Annotated in this window: 16 protein-coding genes; 11 read left to right on the top strand and 5 right to left on the bottom strand. The window is 69.2% G+C overall.

What is annotated here, in order from left to right; all coding sequences use genetic code 11:
• Positions 1–18: 18 nt before the first annotated feature.
• On the bottom strand, positions 19–897 hold the full coding sequence (locus HWX62_RS23670) for an EamA family transporter (RefSeq protein WP_175928158.1): 879 nt from the start codon (positions 895–897) through the stop codon (positions 19–21).
• A gap of 253 nt (positions 898–1,150) precedes the next feature.
• On the opposite strand from HWX62_RS23670, the gene HWX62_RS23665 reads away from it, so the two are divergent.
• Positions 1,151–2,032 carry a pirin family protein gene (locus HWX62_RS23665; RefSeq protein ID WP_175927672.1) on the top strand — a complete coding sequence of 294 codons (882 nt, stop codon included), beginning with the start codon at positions 1,151–1,153 and terminating at the stop codon, positions 2,030–2,032.
• Between the two features lie 69 nt (positions 2,033–2,101).
• The gene (trxA, locus tag HWX62_RS23660; protein ID WP_175927673.1) at positions 2,102–2,950 is read left to right on the top strand and encodes a thioredoxin; all 849 of its coding nucleotides are present in this window, start codon (positions 2,102–2,104) and stop codon (positions 2,948–2,950) included.
• Positions 2,951–3,058: 108 nt separating this feature from the next.
• Here trxA and tcdA read toward each other — a convergent pair whose 3' ends face one another.
• Positions 3,059–3,916, bottom strand: coding sequence for a tRNA cyclic N6-threonylcarbamoyladenosine(37) synthase TcdA (tcdA, locus tag HWX62_RS23655; protein ID WP_175927674.1), 858 nt, complete (start codon positions 3,914–3,916; stop codon positions 3,059–3,061).
• A 128-nt stretch (positions 3,917–4,044) separates the two neighbouring features.
• Here tcdA and pdxH point away from each other — a divergent pair, with 128 nt between their 5' ends.
• The 3 genes from pdxH to HWX62_RS23640 all read left to right on the top strand — a co-directional run bounded on the left by pdxH (position 4,045) and on the right by HWX62_RS23640 (position 7,342).
• Positions 4,045–4,689, top strand: coding sequence for a pyridoxamine 5'-phosphate oxidase (gene pdxH / locus HWX62_RS23650; protein ID WP_175927675.1), 645 nt, complete (start codon positions 4,045–4,047; stop codon positions 4,687–4,689).
• A 116-nt stretch (positions 4,690–4,805) separates the two neighbouring features.
• Positions 4,806–6,026 carry a cyclopropane-fatty-acyl-phospholipid synthase family protein gene (locus tag HWX62_RS23645; protein WP_175927676.1) on the top strand — a complete coding sequence of 407 codons (1,221 nt, stop codon included), beginning with the start codon at positions 4,806–4,808 and terminating at the stop codon, positions 6,024–6,026.
• A 23-nt stretch (positions 6,027–6,049) separates the two neighbouring features.
• Positions 6,050–7,342 carry a DUF72 domain-containing protein gene (locus HWX62_RS23640; RefSeq protein ID WP_175927677.1) on the top strand — a complete coding sequence of 431 codons (1,293 nt, stop codon included), beginning with the start codon at positions 6,050–6,052 and terminating at the stop codon, positions 7,340–7,342.
• A 28-nt stretch (positions 7,343–7,370) separates the two neighbouring features.
• Here HWX62_RS23640 and msrA read toward each other — a convergent pair whose 3' ends face one another.
• The gene (gene msrA / locus HWX62_RS23635; protein WP_059578436.1) at positions 7,371–7,931 is read right to left on the bottom strand and encodes a peptide-methionine (S)-S-oxide reductase MsrA; all 561 of its coding nucleotides are present in this window, start codon (positions 7,929–7,931) and stop codon (positions 7,371–7,373) included.
• Between the two features lie 564 nt (positions 7,932–8,495).
• Here msrA and HWX62_RS23630 point away from each other — a divergent pair.
• The 3 genes from HWX62_RS23630 to HWX62_RS23620 all read left to right on the top strand — a co-directional run bounded on the left by HWX62_RS23630 (position 8,496) and on the right by HWX62_RS23620 (position 11,371).
• On the top strand, positions 8,496–9,902 hold the full coding sequence (locus tag HWX62_RS23630) for a selenium-binding family protein (RefSeq protein WP_175927679.1): 1,407 nt from the start codon (positions 8,496–8,498) through the stop codon (positions 9,900–9,902).
• Complete coding sequence (locus HWX62_RS23625; protein ID WP_175927680.1) at positions 9,899–10,564, top strand: hypothetical protein; 666 nt, start codon at positions 9,899–9,901, stop codon at positions 10,562–10,564. Before HWX62_RS23630 ends, HWX62_RS23625 begins: the two co-directional genes overlap by 4 nt.
• A 297-nt stretch (positions 10,565–10,861) precedes the next feature.
• The gene (locus HWX62_RS23620) at positions 10,862–11,371 is read left to right on the top strand and encodes a flavin reductase family protein (RefSeq protein WP_175927681.1); all 510 of its coding nucleotides are present in this window, start codon (positions 10,862–10,864) and stop codon (positions 11,369–11,371) included.
• Here HWX62_RS23620 and HWX62_RS23615 read toward each other — a convergent pair.
• On the bottom strand, positions 11,358–11,858 hold the full coding sequence (locus HWX62_RS23615) for an Lrp/AsnC family transcriptional regulator (protein ID WP_006477992.1): 501 nt from the start codon (positions 11,856–11,858) through the stop codon (positions 11,358–11,360). The genes HWX62_RS23620 and HWX62_RS23615 overlap by 14 nt on opposite strands.
• 129 nt (positions 11,859–11,987) lie before the next feature.
• On the opposite strand from HWX62_RS23615, the gene kynB reads away from it, so the two are divergent.
• From kynB to kynA, 3 genes are all read left to right on the top strand, one after another.
• Positions 11,988–12,629 (top strand): arylformamidase, encoded by a 642-nt coding sequence (gene kynB, locus HWX62_RS23610; protein ID WP_175927682.1) that lies wholly within the window; start codon positions 11,988–11,990, stop codon positions 12,627–12,629.
• A 30-nt stretch (positions 12,630–12,659) separates the two neighbouring features.
• Positions 12,660–13,910, top strand: a complete 1,251-nt coding sequence (gene kynU / locus HWX62_RS23605; RefSeq protein ID WP_175928159.1) for a kynureninase — start codon at positions 12,660–12,662, stop codon at positions 13,908–13,910.
• A gap of 101 nt (positions 13,911–14,011) precedes the next feature.
• Positions 14,012–14,947, top strand: coding sequence for a tryptophan 2,3-dioxygenase (gene kynA / locus HWX62_RS23600; protein ID WP_175928160.1), 936 nt, complete (start codon positions 14,012–14,014; stop codon positions 14,945–14,947).
• A gap of 18 nt (positions 14,948–14,965) precedes the next feature.
• Here the strand turns inward: kynA and HWX62_RS23595 are convergent, their stop codons facing one another.
• Positions 14,966–16,375, bottom strand: a complete 1,410-nt coding sequence (locus HWX62_RS23595) for an MFS transporter (protein WP_175927683.1) — start codon at positions 16,373–16,375, stop codon at positions 14,966–14,968.
• Positions 16,376–16,500: the final 125 nt, after the last annotated feature.

Raw genomic sequence — 16,500 nt, 5'->3', positions numbered from 1 at the left:
GCCACGCGTGCCGGCGCGTCACGACGCCGCGAAGCGGCGCAGCAGTTTCCCGCCGAACACGTTCACCGCGAGCCCGCCCATCACGAGTGCGGCGCCGATGAACTGCGCTTGCGTCAGATGCTCGTCGAGCAGCAGCGCCGACGACGCGAGCCCGACGATCGGCACTAGCAGCGAGAACTGCGCGACCTGCGCGGCCGGGTAGCGCGACAGCAGGCGGCTCCACAGCCCGTAGCCGAGCAGCGTCGCGACGAACGCGAGATAGACGACCGCGAAGATCGAGGAGCCGTCCAGCCCGGCGAGCGCGGTCGCGATCCGCTGCGGCCCCTCGAACCACAGCGACAGCAGGAAGAACGGCACGGGCGGCACGAGGCTTGCCCATACGACCAGCGACACGAGGTTCGCCTTGCCGACCTTCTTCGTGACGATATTGCCGAAGGCCCACATCGCGGCCGAGCAGATCGTCAGCAGGAAGCCCGCGAGCGTCATCGCGCGGCCGCCCTGCGCGGCGATCACGACGAGGCCGCCCGCGGCGATCGCGAGCCCGACCAGGTTCTGCACGCGCAGCCGCTCGCCGAGAAACAGCATCGCGAACACCAGCGTGAAGAACGCCTGCGACTGCAGCACGAGCGACGCGAGGCCGGCCGGCATGCCGACGTACATGCCGGTGAACAGGAACACGAACTGGCCGAGCTGGATCGTCGCGCCGTACAGCACCAGCAGCCGCCACGAAATCTGCGGCCGGCGCACGAAGAACACCGCGGGCACGGCCGCGAGCGTGAAGCGCAGCGCGCCGAGCAGCATCGGCGGCATGCCGTGCAGGCCCACCTTGATCACGACGAAGTTCACGCCCCACGCCAGGATCACGACCAGCGCGAGCAGCAGGTCCTTGGGGGCCATCATCGGCGTCTCCTCGATTGTCGGATGATTTCTGAAGGCGGTCAGTCTACCGGGTTTCGCCGCCCGCCCCGATACCCGCGCGGCGTACATGGAATCCACGACCCGCGCGCGGCGTGCGCAACGCCGCGGCTGCCGCACGACGCGTGCCTGCCGCGGCCGCCTCGCGCCGCGCGCGTTTCGCGCGCCCCGTCACGCGCGCCGCCGCGCCGCCAGTACAATGACCGGCAATCCAGCCGTTCCCGACGAGGCCGCCATGACCGACTCCATCAAAGCCCTGCTGAAGCCGCACGTGCGCGACATCGGCAACCTGCAGGTGCGCCGCACGCTGCCCGCGCTCGCCGCACGCCTCGTCGGCCCGTTCATCTTCTTCGATCACATGGGGCCCGCCACGTTGCCGGCCGGCACGGGGCTCGACGTGCGCCCGCATCCGCACATCGGGCTCGCGACGGTCACCTACCTGTTCGACGGCGCGATCCTGCACCGCGACAGCCTCGGCTCGCGGCAGGAAATCGTGCCGGGCGACGTGAACTGGATGACGGCCGGCCGCGGGATCGTCCATTCGGAGCGCACGCCGGACGCGCAGCGCGCCAGCGGCCATACCGTGCACGGGATCCAGACCTGGGTCGCGCTGCCGCAAGCGCACGAGACGACCGAGCCGTCGTTCGAGCATCACGCGGCCGACACGCTGCCCAGGCGCGACGCAGACGGCGTGGCGCTGACGGTGATCGCCGGCGACGCGTTCGGGCTGCGCTCGCCCGTGACGACGTTCTCGCGCACGCTGTACGTCGCCGCCGAATTCGCGGCCAGCGGCCGGCTCGAACTCGACGCGTCGCACGAGGAGCGCGCGGTCTACGTGGTCGACGGCGAGCTCGCGATCGACGGCACACCGGTGCCGGCCGAACGGATGGCCGTGCTCGCGCCGGGCGCGACGGTCACGCTCGCGAGCGGCAGCGGCGCACGCGCGATGCTGCTCGGCGGCGACCGGATCGACGGCGAACGCTACATCGAGTGGAATTTCGTCGCGAGCAGCCGCGACGCGATCGAGCGGGCGAAAGCGGCCTGGACGCGCCAGGAAATGGGCAAGGTGCCGGGCGAGACCGAGTGGATTCCGCTGCCCGAAACGAAGCCGCGTTGAAATCGAAGCCGCGTTGAAAAAGCGGCGCACCGCCCCCACCCTGACGATATTGGAACGGAAGAGAACGACATGGACACCACGCTTGCCACATTCGAGAAAGACGTCATCGAGGCGTCGCTGGACACGCCCGTGCTGGTCGACTTCTGGGCGCCGTGGTGCGGCCCCTGCAAGACGCTCGGCCCGCTGCTGGAAAAGCTCGAAGCCGACTACGCAGGCCGCTGGAAGCTCGTGAAGGTCAACGTCGACGAGAACCAGGAGCTCGCCGCGCACTTCCAGACGCGCAGCATCCCGCACGTGATCGCGTTCGCCGACGGGCGCCCGGTCGACCAGTTCGTCGGCGTGCTGCCCGAAGGCCAGTTGCGCGCATTCCTCGACCGGCTGCTGCCGGCGCCCGAGGAAGCCGAGCGCCGCGCCGCGCAGTATGCGATGGCCGAACAGCGCTTCGACGATGCGCTCGGCCACCTCGAGGCGGCGCTCGCGCTGAACCCCGGCTACGACGACGCGCGCCTCGACCTGATCGAGCTGCTGCTCGCACGCAACGAAGTCGACGCCGCGCGCGCGGAGACCGAGCGCCTGTCGCCGCAAACCGTGCAGAACGGCGACCCGCGCTACCAGGCGATCAAGACCCGTTTCGACGCGCTGGATGCGACGGCCGACCTGCCGCCGACCGACGCGCTCGAAGCGCGCATCGCGGCGAACCCCGCCGATCTCGACGCGCGCTTCGACCTCGCGCAAAGCCTGATCGCGCGGCGCGCGTACGAAGGGGCGCTGGAGCAGTTGCTGGAAATCGTGACACGCGATCGCACCTACGGCGACGACCTCGGCCGCCGCACGATGATCTCGGTGTTCGAACTGGCCGGCGATCGCCCGGAGCTCGTCGCCGCGTGGCGACGCAAGCTGAGCATGGCGCTCAACTGACCTGACGCGCGACGGGTCGGGCCGCCATGGCCCGGCTGCATCGCCGTGTCGCTCGCGGCGCGTTACCCGCGCCGCGGCATCGCCCGTCCCTGCCGGCGCGCCGCCGGCTCAGCCGGCCACCTGTGCCGCGATTGCCCGCAGCGCATGCGCGGCCGCCGCGAAGCCGAAACTCGCGGTCACGCACACGCTCGAACCGAAGCCCGCACAGTTGAGGCCCGCGACGTGCGCGGCCGCGGACGGCTCGGCGCCGTCCTCGATGTCGCAGGCCGCCGCTTCCGGATAGATCAGCGGTTCGTCCGAATACACGGCGCTGACCTTGAAGCGCGCCTTCGGCCCGCGCGGAAAACCGTGCTGCTTGCGCAACTGCGCGCGCACCTTCGACAGCAGCGGATCCTGGATCGTCAGCGCGAGATCGTCGATGCGGATGCGCGTCGGGTCGAGCTGCCCGCCCGCACCGCCGACGACGATCAACGGCTGCCGTTTCGCGACGCACCATGCGATCAGCGCGACCTTCGTGCGCACGCTGTCGATCGCATCGATCACGTAGTCGAAGCCGCCGCCGAGCAGCGCGTCGAAGTTGTCGGGCTCGACGAAATCCTCGACGCGGTTCACGCGGCACGCGGGATCGATCAGCGCGATCCGCTCGGCCATCGCGTCGACCTTCGGCTTGCCGTAATTGCCGTCGAGCGCATGGATCTGACGATTCGTGTTGCTCTCCGCGACGTTGTCGAGATCGATCAGCGTCAGCGTGCCGACCGCGTTGCGCGCGAGCGCCTCGGCCGCCCACGACCCGACGCCGCCGATGCCGATCACCGCGACGTGCGCCCGCTCGAACGCGGCGGCCGCCGGCGCGCCGTACAGGCGCGCGACACCGCCGAAGCGCCGCGCGCGATCCACGTCAAGCCGGATTTCCGGTGTCGGGGTAAGATCAGAAGAACTGGGCGGGGCAGCGTCGGCGGAGGACATGGCAGCAAGGAAAACGTAAGTCGGGCAGCCCTCTATTTTGCCTGAACTCCCCGCCCGCACGCGCCACTGTGCACGCACGATTCTCGCGCGTTCGCTATACTGGCCCCAGATTGAAGCGTTTGCATAACATGACGACTCTCGCCGATCTCCGCATCAACTATTCACGCGCTTCGCTCGACGAAGCCGATGCCGCCCCCGACCCCTTCGCCCAGTTCGATCGCTGGTTCAAGGAGGCGCTCGCCGCCAAGCTGCCCGAGCCGAACACGATGACGCTCGCGACCGTCGGCGCCGACGGCCGGCCGTCGGCCCGGATCGTGCTCATCAAGGGCGTCGACGAACGCGGGTTCGTCTTCTTCACCAATTACGAAAGCCGCAAGGGGCACGACCTCGCCGTGCATCCGCAAGCCGCGCTGCTGTTCTACTGGATCGAGCTCGAGCGCCAGGTGCGCATCGAAGGCCGGATCGAGAAAACCAGCGCCGAGGAAAGCGACCGCTATTTCGCGTCGCGCCCGCTCGGCTCGCGCATCGGCGCATGGGCGTCGGAGCAGAGCACCGTGATCGACAGCCGCGCGACGCTCGAAGCGCGCGAAAAGGCCGTCAGCGAACGCTACGGCGACAACCCGCCGCGCCCGCCGCACTGGGGCGGCTACCGTCTCGTGCCCGATTCGATCGAGTTCTGGCAGGGGCGCCCGTCGCGGCTGCACGACCGCCTGCTCTACACGCGCGACGCCGCGGCGGCGTCGGGCTGGACGATCGCGCGCCTGTCGCCGTAAGCGCCGGCGCGCGCCGGTCGTGTCTCGTGTTGCATCCGGGTGCCCGCGCCGCAAGCGGCGGGCGCCGGTCAGGATACTTGGCTGTATTCGATTCAACGAACAAACGGAGAATCCAAATGTTCTGGGAAAAGAAGCTGGCACAGTGGGCGGATGAAGTACGGGCGAAGGCGAACATACCGGCGCGCCTCGTGCTGTGGAACGGCGAACAACTCGATTTCGGCACCTTCAGCGCGCCGCAGGTCACGCTGAAGGTGAACAGCGCGTCGGCGTTGCCGCTGCTGCTCGAACCGAGCCTCGACAATCTCGGCGAGGCGTACGTGAAGGGCAAGATCGACATCGAAGGCAAGCTGTCGGACATCATCAACATCGGCTACTCGCTCGCGCGCAGCACCGTGACGAGCGCGAGCAAGCTCGCACGCGTGAAGCGCTACTTCAATCACACGAAGAGCACCGACAAGAAGGCGATCCAGTACCACTACGACGTCTCGAACGCGTTCTACCAGCTGTGGCTCGACGAGAACATGGTGTACTCGTGCGCGTACTTCGAGAACGGCGACGAGGATCTCGCCACCGCGCAGATCAAGAAGATCGACCACATCCTGACGAAGATCCAGCTGCAGCCCGGCCAGCGCCTGCTCGACATCGGCTGCGGCTGGGGCGCGCTCGTGCTGCGCGCCGCGCAGGAGTTCGGCGCGACGTGTCTCGGCGTCACGCTGTCGCAGAACCAGTTCGACCTCGCGACCGCGCGCGTGAAGGCCGCGGGGCTCGAAGACAAGATCGAGATTCGTCTGCAGGATTACCGCGAGATCGAAGGCCAGTTCGACCGCATCACGAGCGTCGGGATGTTCGAGCACGTCGGGCGCAAGAACCTGCCGCTCTATTTCTCGCGCATCCGCGAGCTGCTGACCGACGACGGCATCGCGATGAATCACGGGATCACGTCGACCGACGCGGAAAGCGGCGAAACGGCGCTCGGCGGCGGCGAATTCATCGATCGCTACGTGTTCCCGGACGGCGAGCTGCCGCACATCAGCCTCGCGCTCGAAGCGGCGCAGCGCGGCGGCCTCGAGGCGGTTGACGTCGAAAGCCTGCGCCGGCACTATGCGCGCACGCTCGATATCTGGACGGAAAACTTCGAGGCGAAAGCCGAAGAAGCGAGAAAGCTCGTCGACGACGAGAAATTCCGTATCTGGCGCGTGTATCTTGCCGGCTGCGCGTATGCGTTCGAGCACGACGACGTGTCGATCTTCCAGATCGTGTGCCGCAAGGCCGGACGCAGCGCGAAAACGCTGCCGTGGTCGCGGCGCTATATGTACGAACACGCGCTGCCGCGCTAGGCCGCGCATCACGTTGGGCATGCATGGGTGACGGCAGGACGCGGCGCAAGGCGCCGCCGCAACGACAGCAGCACGACGACGCCAGCGAGTCGCACGCCGACGGACAGTTCGACCTGTTCGGCGTGCCGACGGATGCCGCACGCGCATCGCCGGAAGACGATCGCCCCGCCCGCCCCGACGGGCATGGGACGCCGGACGCGCAGCAAGACGCGCGACCGACGCCGGCCCGTACGCCCGCCCGTCTGGCCGCCGACGACGCGCCCGCACCGTCGTCCGGGCTGCTTTGGGACGAACCGTCGCCGCCGCCCGCTCCATCGAAGAAAGGTCGCCGCAAGCGCGGCGTGCTGCCCGCACCGGTCTCGGCGGACGTGGCCGACGCCGCGGCCGGCCTGCCGCCGAACGTGCGGCTCGGCACGTCGTCGTGGTATTTCCCGGGCTGGAACGGGATCGTCTACGACGGCGATTTCGCGCAGACGAAGCTGTCGCGCGAAGGGCTCGAAGCGTACGGCGCACATCCGCTACTGAAAAGCGTGAGCCTCGACCGGTCGTTCTACGGCCCGCTGTCGGTAGCCGACTACCTGCGCTATGCGCAACAGGTGCCCGACGATTTCCGCTTCGTCGTGAAGGCGCCGGCCGCGGTGACCGACGCGGTGATTCGCGGCCGGCGCGGCGAGCCGTCCGGGCCGAACCCGACCTTCCTCGATGCGTCGCTCGCGACCCGCGAATTCGTTCAGCCGTGTCTCGACGGGCTCGGCCGCAAGGCCGGCGTGCTCGTGTTCCAGTTCTCGCCGCTGCCCGATCAACTGCTCGCGGAGCCGGCCGCGCTGATCGACCGGCTCGCCGCGTTCTTCGCGGCGCTGCCGCCGCTGCCGCCGGACGCCGATGGCACACGCTACGCGATCGAGATCCGCGACGCGAGCCTGCTCACGCCGCGCTTCATCCGTGCGCTGGCCGCGCTCGGCGTGCGCTACTGCGTCGGCCTGCATGCGCGGATGCCCGACCCGCTGCGCCAGGCGGCCGCGCTCGCGCTGCTCGACGGCGACGCGCCGGGCCCGCTGATCGTGCGCTGGAGCCTGCACGGCGGCTTCAAGTACGAGCAGGCGAAAGCGAAATACGAGCCGTTCGACAAGCTCGTCGACGAAGACCCGGCCACGCGCTCGGCGCTCGCCGAACTGGCCGCGCGCTACGCGCTCGCCGGGCAGCCGGTGATCATCACGATCAACAACAAGGCCGAAGGCTCCGCGCCGCTGTCGTGCCTCGCGCTCGCACGGGAAATCGCCGCCGCGTGCGAGCGGTGGCGCAACGAGGCGGCGTGACGCCGGTTTGCGCCGGTCGTGCCCGCGCTTACGCGCCGCGCAGCGACTTCAGCCGGTGCGAGAACTTCTGCCGGAATTTCGCGAGCTTCGGCCCGATCACGACCGAGCAATAGCCCTGCCCCGGGTTCCGCGCGTAATAGTTCTGATGATAGTCCTCGGCCGGCCAGTAGTTGCCGTCGAGCGGCACGACCTGCGTGACGATCGGCTGGCCGAACACCTGTTCGCGCTCGAGCTCGCGGATCACGTCGAGCGCCGTGTCGCGCTGCGCATCCGAATGCGTGAACACGACCGACCGGTACTGCGTGCCGACGTCGTTGCCCTGCCGGTTCAACTGGGTCGGATCGTGCGTCGCGAAGAAGATCTCGAGGATCTCGCGATAGCCGATGCGCGCAGGGTCGAACGTCACGTTGACGACTTCCGCGTGGCCCGTGTCGCCTTCGCAGATGTCGCGATAGCCGGGATTGCGCGTATGGCCGCCCGCGTAACCCGACTGGACGGCCGTCACGCCGTCGACGTCGAGAAACACGGCCTCCGTGCACCAGAAACACCCGCCTCCGAGCGTCGCGGTTTCAAGCATCTCGTTCCCCATGAAATCAGTCCCTCGTGGATGGCGGCAGCCGGCACGCAAGTGCCGGCGCCCTCGTTTCGTCTCTCCACTGGCCGCCCGCGATTCGGGCGGCAGCGGCACGCCGTCAAGTATCTCACTCGCGCGCGAACCTGGCAGACCGGACAGGCTCCGCGCGCGAGCCCGCCGCGTGTTTCTCGTCTACACTTAGGCACGCGCAAGCGACGGCCAACCCGTCGCGCCCGCGCAGCGTCCGATGCATGCCCGCCCCCGATGCCACCATCATCTGCCGGAACATCGATATGCACGCCTTAACAGACATCGCCTGCGTCGCGGGCCCGGTCGCCGACACGGCGATCGCACCATCGCGACGGCGCGTACCCGTTTCACGCAGCGCGCCGCGCGGCAACCCCTCGCCTTTTCCCGCTTTCACGACCTGATGCCCGGCATCGCGCGCGGTGCCGACGCGTACGTCCGCCTGGCCGATCGCCGCGCCGGCAGGATGCACGCCGCGCGGCCACCGCAGTCCGCACGCCCGCAACGAACGGCCGTGCGTCCACGATCCGACACCATCCGGAGGACAACACCATGAGCATGCGGCCCGACCCGACTTTCCACGCTTCGCCCGAACTTGCGATGCAGGCGCCGGCGGAGGAATTTGCGTATACGTTGTTGCTGAGCCCCGATTTTTCCAGACCCGACGCGCTCGCCGTGATCGACGTGAAGCCCGGTTCGTCGACGTACGGCAAGATCGTGCACACGGTGACGATGCCGAACACCGGCGACGAGTTTCACCACTTCGGCTGGAATGCGTGCTCGTCGTCGCTGTCGCCGCTCACCGGCCATGCGTTCCTCGAGCGCCGCTTCCTGATCATCCCCGGCCTGCGTTCGTCGCGCATCTACGTGATCGACACGAAGCCGCATCCGACGCAGGCGCGCATCCACAAGATCATCGAGCCCGACGAAATCTTTGCGAAGACCGGCTATTCGCGGCCGCACACCGTGCATTGCGGCCCCGAGGGCATCTACGTGAGCACGCTCGGCGGCGCGGGCAAGGACGGCACCGACGGCGCGCCCGGCATCTTCATCATGGATTGCGAGACCTTCGACGTGCTCGGCCGCTGGGAGATCGACCGCGGCCCGCAGGACAAGCATTACGACTTCTGGTGGAACCTGCCGCGCGACTACATGGTGTCGAGCGAATGGGCGCTGCCGCCGCAGTTCGAGAACGGGATCGTCCCCGAGGATCTGCTCGCGAACAAGTACGGGCACCGGCTGCATTTCTGGGACCTGCGCGCGCGGCGCAACGTGCAGACGATCGATCTCGGCGCGCAGCACCAGATGGCGCTCGAGGTGCGGCCCGCGCACGACCCGGTGCGCGAATACGGCTTCGTCGGCGTCGTGGTCGACACGACCAATCTCGAAGGCTCGATCTGGACCTGGTGGCGCGAAGGCGGCCAGTTCCATGTGAAGAAGACCGCGACGATCCCGGCCGAGCCGGCCGCGGCCGACGAACTGCCGCCGCTGCTGCAAGGATTCGGCGCGGTGCCGCCGCTCGTGACCGACATCGACCTGTCGCTCGACGACCGCTTCCTGTACGTGTCGTGCTGGGGCACCGGCGAGATGCGCCAGTACGACGTGTCGGACCCGCACAACCCGGTGCTGGCCGGGTCGGTGCGCATCGGCGGCATCGCGCGGCGCGCGCCGCACTCGAACGGCCGCGCGTTCGCGGGCGGCCCGCAGATGGTCGAGATCAGCCGCGACGGCCGGCGCGTGTACTGGACCAACTCGCTCTATTCGACGTGGGACGACCAGTTCTACCCGGACGGCGTGCCGGCCGCGCAGGTGCTCGCGCACGCGGGGCCAAACGGCGGGCTGACGCTCGCCGACGACTACTGGGTCGACTTCCCCGACGGCTATCGCGCGCACCAGATCCGGCTCGAAGGCGGCGACTGCTCGACCGACTCGTTCTGCTATCCGTCGGTCAAGCGTTGAGCACCGGCCTTCATGCATCGCTCGCGTTGTGGGCGGCCGTGCTCGCGAGCGGCGTCTATCATGGGCTCAACCCGGCAATGGGCTGGCCGCTCGCGGTGTCGAACGCGCTGATGACGCGCCGCGGCGGCGCGCTCGTCGCGGCGCTCGGCTATCTCGCGCTCGGTCATGCGCTCGCCGTCTTCGCGGTGATGCTGCCGTTCGGGCTGCTCGCCGCGCTGCTCGCGTGGCAGTCGGCGATCCGGATCGGCGCGAGCGCGCTCGTGATCGGCTTCGGCGCGGTGCTGCTGATCCGGCGCCGGCATCCGCGGGCGCTCGCGCGGATTCCGCCGGCGCGGCTCGGCCTGTGGTCGTTCGCGGTCGCGCTCGCGCACGGCGCGGGGCTGATGCTCGTGCCGATCTATCTCGGCCTCTGCGGACTCGATCGGGATGCCGGCCACCGCGCGGCCGCGCAGCTCGTCGATGCGCATCTGGGCATGGCGCTCGTCGTCGCCGCCGTGCACGCGGCCGCGATGATCGCCGCCGGCGGCGGGCTCGCATGGCTCGTGTACCGCTACCTCGGGCTGAAGTTCGTGTCGCGGAGCTGGTTCAATCTCGATGCGGTGTGGGCGTCGAGCCTGATCGTGACGGGGGCCGTATCGCTCGGGCTGGCGGCGGCGCGATAGCGCGGGTCGCGATGCGGGGCCGGGCGATACGGCGTCGGCTCGAGCGGCCACATCGTTGCAAAACGTGACAGAACGGCGATGCCGGCCGCGCGCCGCAGTGTTCGCCACGTCACCCTGCCGTCGCGATGCGCCGCCCGATCGGGCCCGGCGGCCCCGATTCCGCTAAAATCGGCCCATGCGCACCCGTTCCTCATCGACCGCCTGGTCGTCTTTCTCGTCTTTCGTCCGCCGCGCCCGTCACATCCGTGCCGTGTCGCGCTCGCCCGTCCCGTTCCGGATGGTGGCCCGATGAGTCACATGAGCCACGCCAGTCCGCCGGATTTCGATTCGGCCGCCTTCCGGCAGGCGCTCGGCCAGTTCGCGACGGGCGTGACGGTAATCACGACGCGCGCGCCGTCCGGCCAGTTGATCGGCATCACCGCCAGCTCGTTCAATTCGGTTTCGCTCGATCCGCCGCTCGTGCTGTGGAGCCTCGCGCACAAATCGGCATCGACGCCGGTGTTCCGCGGCAACAGCCATTACGTGGTGAACGTGCTCGCGGCGTCGCAGCTCGACCTGTGCAAGCGCTTCTCGACCTACAAGGGCGACCGCTTCGAAGGAATCGCGCATGCGGCCGGCAACTCGGGGATGCCCGTGCTCGACGGCGCGCTCGCGTGGTTCGAATGCCACAACCGCAGCCGCTACGACGAAGGCGACCACGTGATCTTCGTCGGCGAAGTGGAACGCTGCGGCGTGCGCGCGGTATCGGACACGGCCCCGCCGCTCGTGTTCCACGGCGGCGGCTTCCACGGCCTCACACCGCTTTGATCGCCCCCGTGCGCGCCAGCCCGACCGGCGCGCCCGCTTCGTCCTTCAATGTCTGCAGCACGATGTTCGAACGGATGTCCATCACGCCCGGCGCCTTGTACAGGCGGTTCAGCACGAAATCCGAATAGTGCTTGAGGTTGTGCGCGAGCACGCGCAGCAGATAGTGGCTCTCGCCCGTCACGACGAACGCGCCGACCACCTCCGGCCATTCGCGCAGCGCTTCCGCGAAGCGCTCGTGCCATTGATTCTCTTCGTTGCGCATCGACACCTGCACGAATGCCTCGAGCTCGAAGCCGAGCTTCTCGCGGCTCAGGCACGCGCGATAGTGCTCGATTACACCCTGCTCCTCGAGCAGGCGCATGCGGCGCAGGCAGGCCGACGGCGACAGCGAGATGCGTTCGGCCAGGTCGAGATTGCTGATTCTGCCCTCCTCCTGCAATACCGCCAGAATCCGGCAGTCGGTGGCATCGAGCGTGATCGCGTGCATTTTTGGTCCCCGTTTTCCCTCTGAGTCGAATTATCTGCCAATCCGGCGGATTGTCCATGTTTATTTCGCAAGCACTTTCCGCGAGCGTCCACCTATCATTCGAAGCATCGATTCACGCTTCGTCATGCCATGGACACACTCTGGGACATCTCGCCGCCCGTCAGCCCCGCCACCCCCGTGTGGCCGGGCGATACGCCGGTTTCCGTCGAACGCGTGTGGCGGATGGAGGCCGGCTCGCCGGTCAACGTCGCGCGCCTGACGCTGTCGCCGCACACGGGCGCGCACTGCGACGCACCGCTGCACTACGACGCCGACGGCGCGCCGATCGGCGCGGTGCCGCTCGACACCTATCTCGGCCCGTGCCGCGTGATCCATTGCATCGGCGCGGCGCCGGCCGTGCGCCCGGCCGACGTGGAAGCCGCGCTCGCCGGCGTGCCGCCGCGCGTGCTGCTGCGCACGTATGCGCGCGCCGCGGTCGAGCAATGGGACAGCAACTTCTGCGCGGTCGCGCCCGACACCGTCGACCTGCTCGCCGCGCACGGCGTGAAGCTGATCGGCATCGACACGCCGTCGCTCGACCCGCAGGAATCGAAGACGATGGATGCGCATCGCCGCGTGCGCGCGCACCGGATGGCGATCCTCGAAGGCATCGTGCTCGACGACGTGCCGCCCGGCGATTACGAACTGATCGCGCTGCCGCTGAAATTCGCGACGCTCGACGCGAGCCCCGTGCGCGCGGTGCTGCGCGCGCTGCCGGCACAGGCTTCCTGATTACCCGACCTACGACCTCATATGATGATGATCAAGACCCGTGAAGATGCGCTCGCGCTCGACCGCGACGACCCGCTGGCCCCGCTGCGCGAGCAGTTCTCGCTGCCCGACGGCGTGATCTACCTCGACGGCAACTCGCTCGGCGCGCAACCGCGCGCGTCGGCCGCCCGCGCGCAGCAGGTGATCGGCGCCGAATGGGGCGACGGCCTGATCCGCAGCTGGAACACGGCCGGCTGGTTCGCGCTGCCGCGCCGCCTCGGCGACAAGCTCGCGACGCTGATCGGCGGCGCACCTGGCGAAACGGTCGTGACCGACACCATCTCGATCAACCTGTTCAAGCTGCTGTCGGCGATGCTGCGCCACCAGGCCGAGCGTGCGCCCGAGCGTCGCGTGATCGTGTCGGAACGCTCGAACTTCCCGACCGACCTGTATATCGCGCAGGGGCTGATCGAGCAGCTCGGCGGCGACTACGAACTGCGCCTGATCGACGATCCGGCCGACCTGCCCGACGCGCTCGGCGCGGACACGGCCGTCGCGATGATCACGCACGTGAACTACCGCACCGGCTACATGCACGACATGCCGGCCGTCACGCAGCTCGTGCACGACGCGGGCGCGCTGATGCTGTGGGATCTCGCGCACTCGGCCGGCGCGGTGCCGGTCGACCTGAACGGCGCGCGCGCGGACGGCGCGGTCGGCTGCACGTACAAGTACCTGAACGGCGGCCCCGGCTCGCCTGCGTTCGTGTGGGTGCCGCAACGCCATCTCGCGCATTTTTCGCAGCCGCTGTCCGGCTGGTGGGGCCACCGCGCGCCGTTCGCGATGCAGCCGGGCTTCGCGCCCGATCCGGGTATCGCGCGCTTCCTGTGCGGCACGCAGCCGATCGTGTCGATGTCGATGGTCGAATGCGGGCTCGACGTGTTCCTGCAGACCGACATGGACACGATCCGCCGCAAGTCGCTCGCGCTGACCGATGCCTTCATCGCGCTCGTCGAAGCGCGCTGCGCCGGCCTGTCGCTGAAGCTCGTCACGCCGCGTGCGCATCATCAGCGCGGCTCGCAGGCGAGCTTCGAGCATCCGCACGGCTACGAAGTGATGCAGGCGCTGATCGCGCGCGGCGTGATCGGCGATTACCGCGAGCCGTACGTGCTGCGCTTCGGCTTCACGCCGCTCTATACGCGCTTCGCCGACGTGTGGGATGCGGTCGAGACGCTGCGCGACATCCTCGCCACCGATGCGTGGAAGGCGCCCGAGTTCGCCGAGCGCGGCGCGGTGACCTGACCGGTTCTGCGCGGCGCGCGATCGTTGCATGCCGCAGTTGCATGCGAAGCGCGCCGCGCGTTCGTCATTCAAATCTGGAGAAAGTCGTGAATTCTGGTCATATGCAGCCCCCCGGCGGCGACGCGCCGGCAGGCTGCCCGTTCTCGGGCGCACGCGCCGCACAACCGGCGCAAGCCGCGCACGAAGCGCCGCACGTGCCGGGCGAGGCCGACACTCAAGCCGGCTGGCACAACGCGCAGCTCGATTTCTCGAAGTCGATGAGCTATGGCGACTACCTGTCGCTGAATTCGATCCTCGACGCGCAGCATCCGCTGTCGCCCGATCACAACGAGATGCTGTTCATCATCCAGCATCAGACGAGCGAGCTGTGGATGAAGCTCGCGCTGTTCGAGCTGCGCGGCGCGCTCGACGCGGTGCGCACCGACGCGCTGCCGCCCGCGTTCAAGATGCTCGCGCGCGTGTCGCGCATCCTCGAGCAACTGGTGCAGGCGTGGAACGTGCTGTCGACGATGACGCCGTCCGAGTATTCGGCGATGCGGCCGTATCTCGGCCAGTCGTCGGGCTTCCAGTCCTACCAGTATCGCCAGCTCGAATTCCTGCTCGGCAACAAGAATGCGCAGATGCTGCAGCCGCATGCGCACCGGCCGGACATCCTCGAACAGGTGCGCGCGACGCTCGAGGCGCCGTCGTTCTACGACGAGGTCGTGCGCCTGCTCGCGCGGCGCGGCTTCCCGATCGCGCCCGGGCGGCTCGAGCGCGACTGGACGCAGCCGACGCGGCACGACGAGACGGTCGAAGCCGCGTGGCTCGAGGTCTATCGTCATCCGCAGCAGCACTGGGAGCTGTACGAGATGGCCGAGGAACTCGTCGATCTCGAGGATGCGTTCCGCCAGTGGCGCTTCCGTCACGTGACGACGGTCGAGCGCATCATCGGCTTCAAGCAGGGCACGGGCGGCACGAGCGGCGCGCCGTACCTGCGCAAGATGCTCGACGTCGTGCTGTTCCCCGAGCTCTGGCACGTGCGCACCACGCTGTAACGCGCCATGCGCCCGCCGTCACGACGACGTGCGGGCGAGTTCCTCCCCTTCGCGCGGCGGCTGCGCCGGCGCATGCGACAGCCGCGGAATGTGCCGCCGCACCGCGAGCAGCGCGATGCACACCACACCCATCGCGACGGCCAGCATCGTCAGGTACGCGCCCGCGCCGCCCGCCGTGATCACGATCGCGCCGGCGAACGCGCTGAGGATCGCGCCGAGCCGGCCGAAGGCGAGCGCACTCGCGGTGCCCGTCGCGCGCACGGCCGTCGGGTAGATGTACGCACACAGCGCATACATCGTCGACTGCACCGCGTTGACGAACAACCCGTGCAGGCCGAGCCCGACGATCAGCCAACTCGTATGGCGGCCGGCATCGACACCCATCAGCCATACCGCGCTCGCCGCGCCGCCGATGCTGCACAGCGCGAGCGGCCAGCGCGACCCCGCATGCGCGATCGCCCATGCGCACAGCAGCGCGCCGATCACGCCGCCGAGGTTGTACGCGGTGAGTCCCGAGCCCGCGACCGACACGCTCAACCCGCTCGCCGCGAGCATCGTCGGCAGCCAGCTGAACGCCGCGTACACGGCGAGCAGGCACATGAAGAACGCGCACCACAGCGCGATCGTGTCGCGCGCCTGGCCGCTCGCGAACAGCGCGCCGAAACCGCCGCGGCCGCCGGGCACGCGCGCGTCCCTCGTATCGGTGAACACGGTGCCCGGCGCGACCGGCCGCCGCATCCGCGCGAGCAGCGCGCCGAGTTCCGGCCAGCGCGCGGGGCATCGCGCGAGATAGCGCGGCGATTCGGGCAGCGCGCGCACGAGCACGAAGCCGAGCACGAGCGGCAACGCGCCGCCCGCGAAGAACAGCCCGCGCCAGCCGTAGCGCGGCAGCACCTCGTGCGCGAACAGCCCGGCCAGCATTCCGCCGAGCGGCACGCAGACGATCGTCGCGGTCACCATCATCGTGCGGCGCCGCGCGGGCGTGTATTCGGCGGTCATCGTCGTGGCCGTCGGCAGCGCGCCGCCGATCCCGAGTCCGGCGCAAAAGCGCAGCATCGCGATCGTCGCGACGTCGGGCGCGAACCCGATCGCGCAGGTCGCGAGGCCAAACAGGAACACGCTGCCGATCACGGCCTGGCGGCGGCCGAAGCGGTCGGCGACGAGCCCCGCGCACGCACTGCCGATGCCCATCCCGATCAGCCCCGCCGCGACGGCCGGCGCGAACGCGCCGCGCGTGATGCCCCATTCGCGGATCAACACGGGAATCGCGAAGCCGATCAACTGGCCGTCGAAGCCGTCGAGCACGATCGCGAGCGCGGCGAGCAACACGACGCAGCGCTGCATCGGCGTGAACGGCCCGTCGTCGAGCGTCGTGCCGATGTCGACCGACGGCGGCAGCCGTCCATCCAGTGCGTCGGGCGCGCTCATGCGGCCTCCCGGGCGCCGCGCGGCGGCGGCAACGTGCGCGCACGGCGCGCGGCAAGACAACGGCGTTCGATGGCTTTCATGGCGTCTCCGGTTGCCCGGGCTGGCGCACACGCGTGCCCGGATCT

It is taken from the genome of Burkholderia sp. BCC0506 (genome assembly GCF_902833145.1).
Lineage (GTDB): Bacteria > Pseudomonadota > Gammaproteobacteria > Burkholderiales > Burkholderiaceae > Burkholderia.
This window is presented reverse-complemented; position numbering and strand designations above follow the sequence as displayed.

What these genes read in the sequence shown, in the direction of transcription:
- HWX62_RS23595 (WP_175927683.1), bottom strand. Translation starts at nt 16,375, where the DNA reads ATGAGCGCGCCCGACGCACTGGATGGACGGCTGCCGCCGTCGGTCGAC.
- HWX62_RS23670 (WP_175928158.1), bottom strand. Translation starts at nt 897, where the DNA reads ATGGCCCCCAAGGACCTGCTGCTCGCGCTGGTCGTGATCCTGGCGTGG.
- kynA (WP_175928160.1), top strand. Translation starts at nt 14,012, where the DNA reads ATGCAGCCCCCCGGCGGCGACGCGCCGGCAGGCTGCCCGTTCTCGGGC.
- HWX62_RS23645 (WP_175927676.1), top strand. Translation starts at nt 4,806, where the DNA reads ATGTTCTGGGAAAAGAAGCTGGCACAGTGGGCGGATGAAGTACGGGCG.
- HWX62_RS23630 (WP_175927679.1), top strand. Translation starts at nt 8,496, where the DNA reads ATGAGCATGCGGCCCGACCCGACTTTCCACGCTTCGCCCGAACTTGCG.
- HWX62_RS23615 (WP_006477992.1), bottom strand. Translation starts at nt 11,858, where the DNA reads ATGCACGCGATCACGCTCGATGCCACCGACTGCCGGATTCTGGCGGTA.
- HWX62_RS23620 (WP_175927681.1), top strand. Translation starts at nt 10,862, where the DNA reads ATGAGCCACGCCAGTCCGCCGGATTTCGATTCGGCCGCCTTCCGGCAG.
- kynB (WP_175927682.1), top strand. Translation starts at nt 11,988, where the DNA reads ATGGACACACTCTGGGACATCTCGCCGCCCGTCAGCCCCGCCACCCCC.
- pdxH (WP_175927675.1), top strand. Translation starts at nt 4,045, where the DNA reads ATGACGACTCTCGCCGATCTCCGCATCAACTATTCACGCGCTTCGCTC.
- msrA (WP_059578436.1), bottom strand. Translation starts at nt 7,931, where the DNA reads ATGGGGAACGAGATGCTTGAAACCGCGACGCTCGGAGGCGGGTGTTTC.
- HWX62_RS23640 (WP_175927677.1), top strand. Translation starts at nt 6,050, where the DNA reads ATGGGTGACGGCAGGACGCGGCGCAAGGCGCCGCCGCAACGACAGCAG.
- HWX62_RS23665 (WP_175927672.1), top strand. Translation starts at nt 1,151, where the DNA reads ATGACCGACTCCATCAAAGCCCTGCTGAAGCCGCACGTGCGCGACATC.
- trxA (WP_175927673.1), top strand. Translation starts at nt 2,102, where the DNA reads ATGGACACCACGCTTGCCACATTCGAGAAAGACGTCATCGAGGCGTCG.
- tcdA (WP_175927674.1), bottom strand. Translation starts at nt 3,916, where the DNA reads ATGTCCTCCGCCGACGCTGCCCCGCCCAGTTCTTCTGATCTTACCCCG.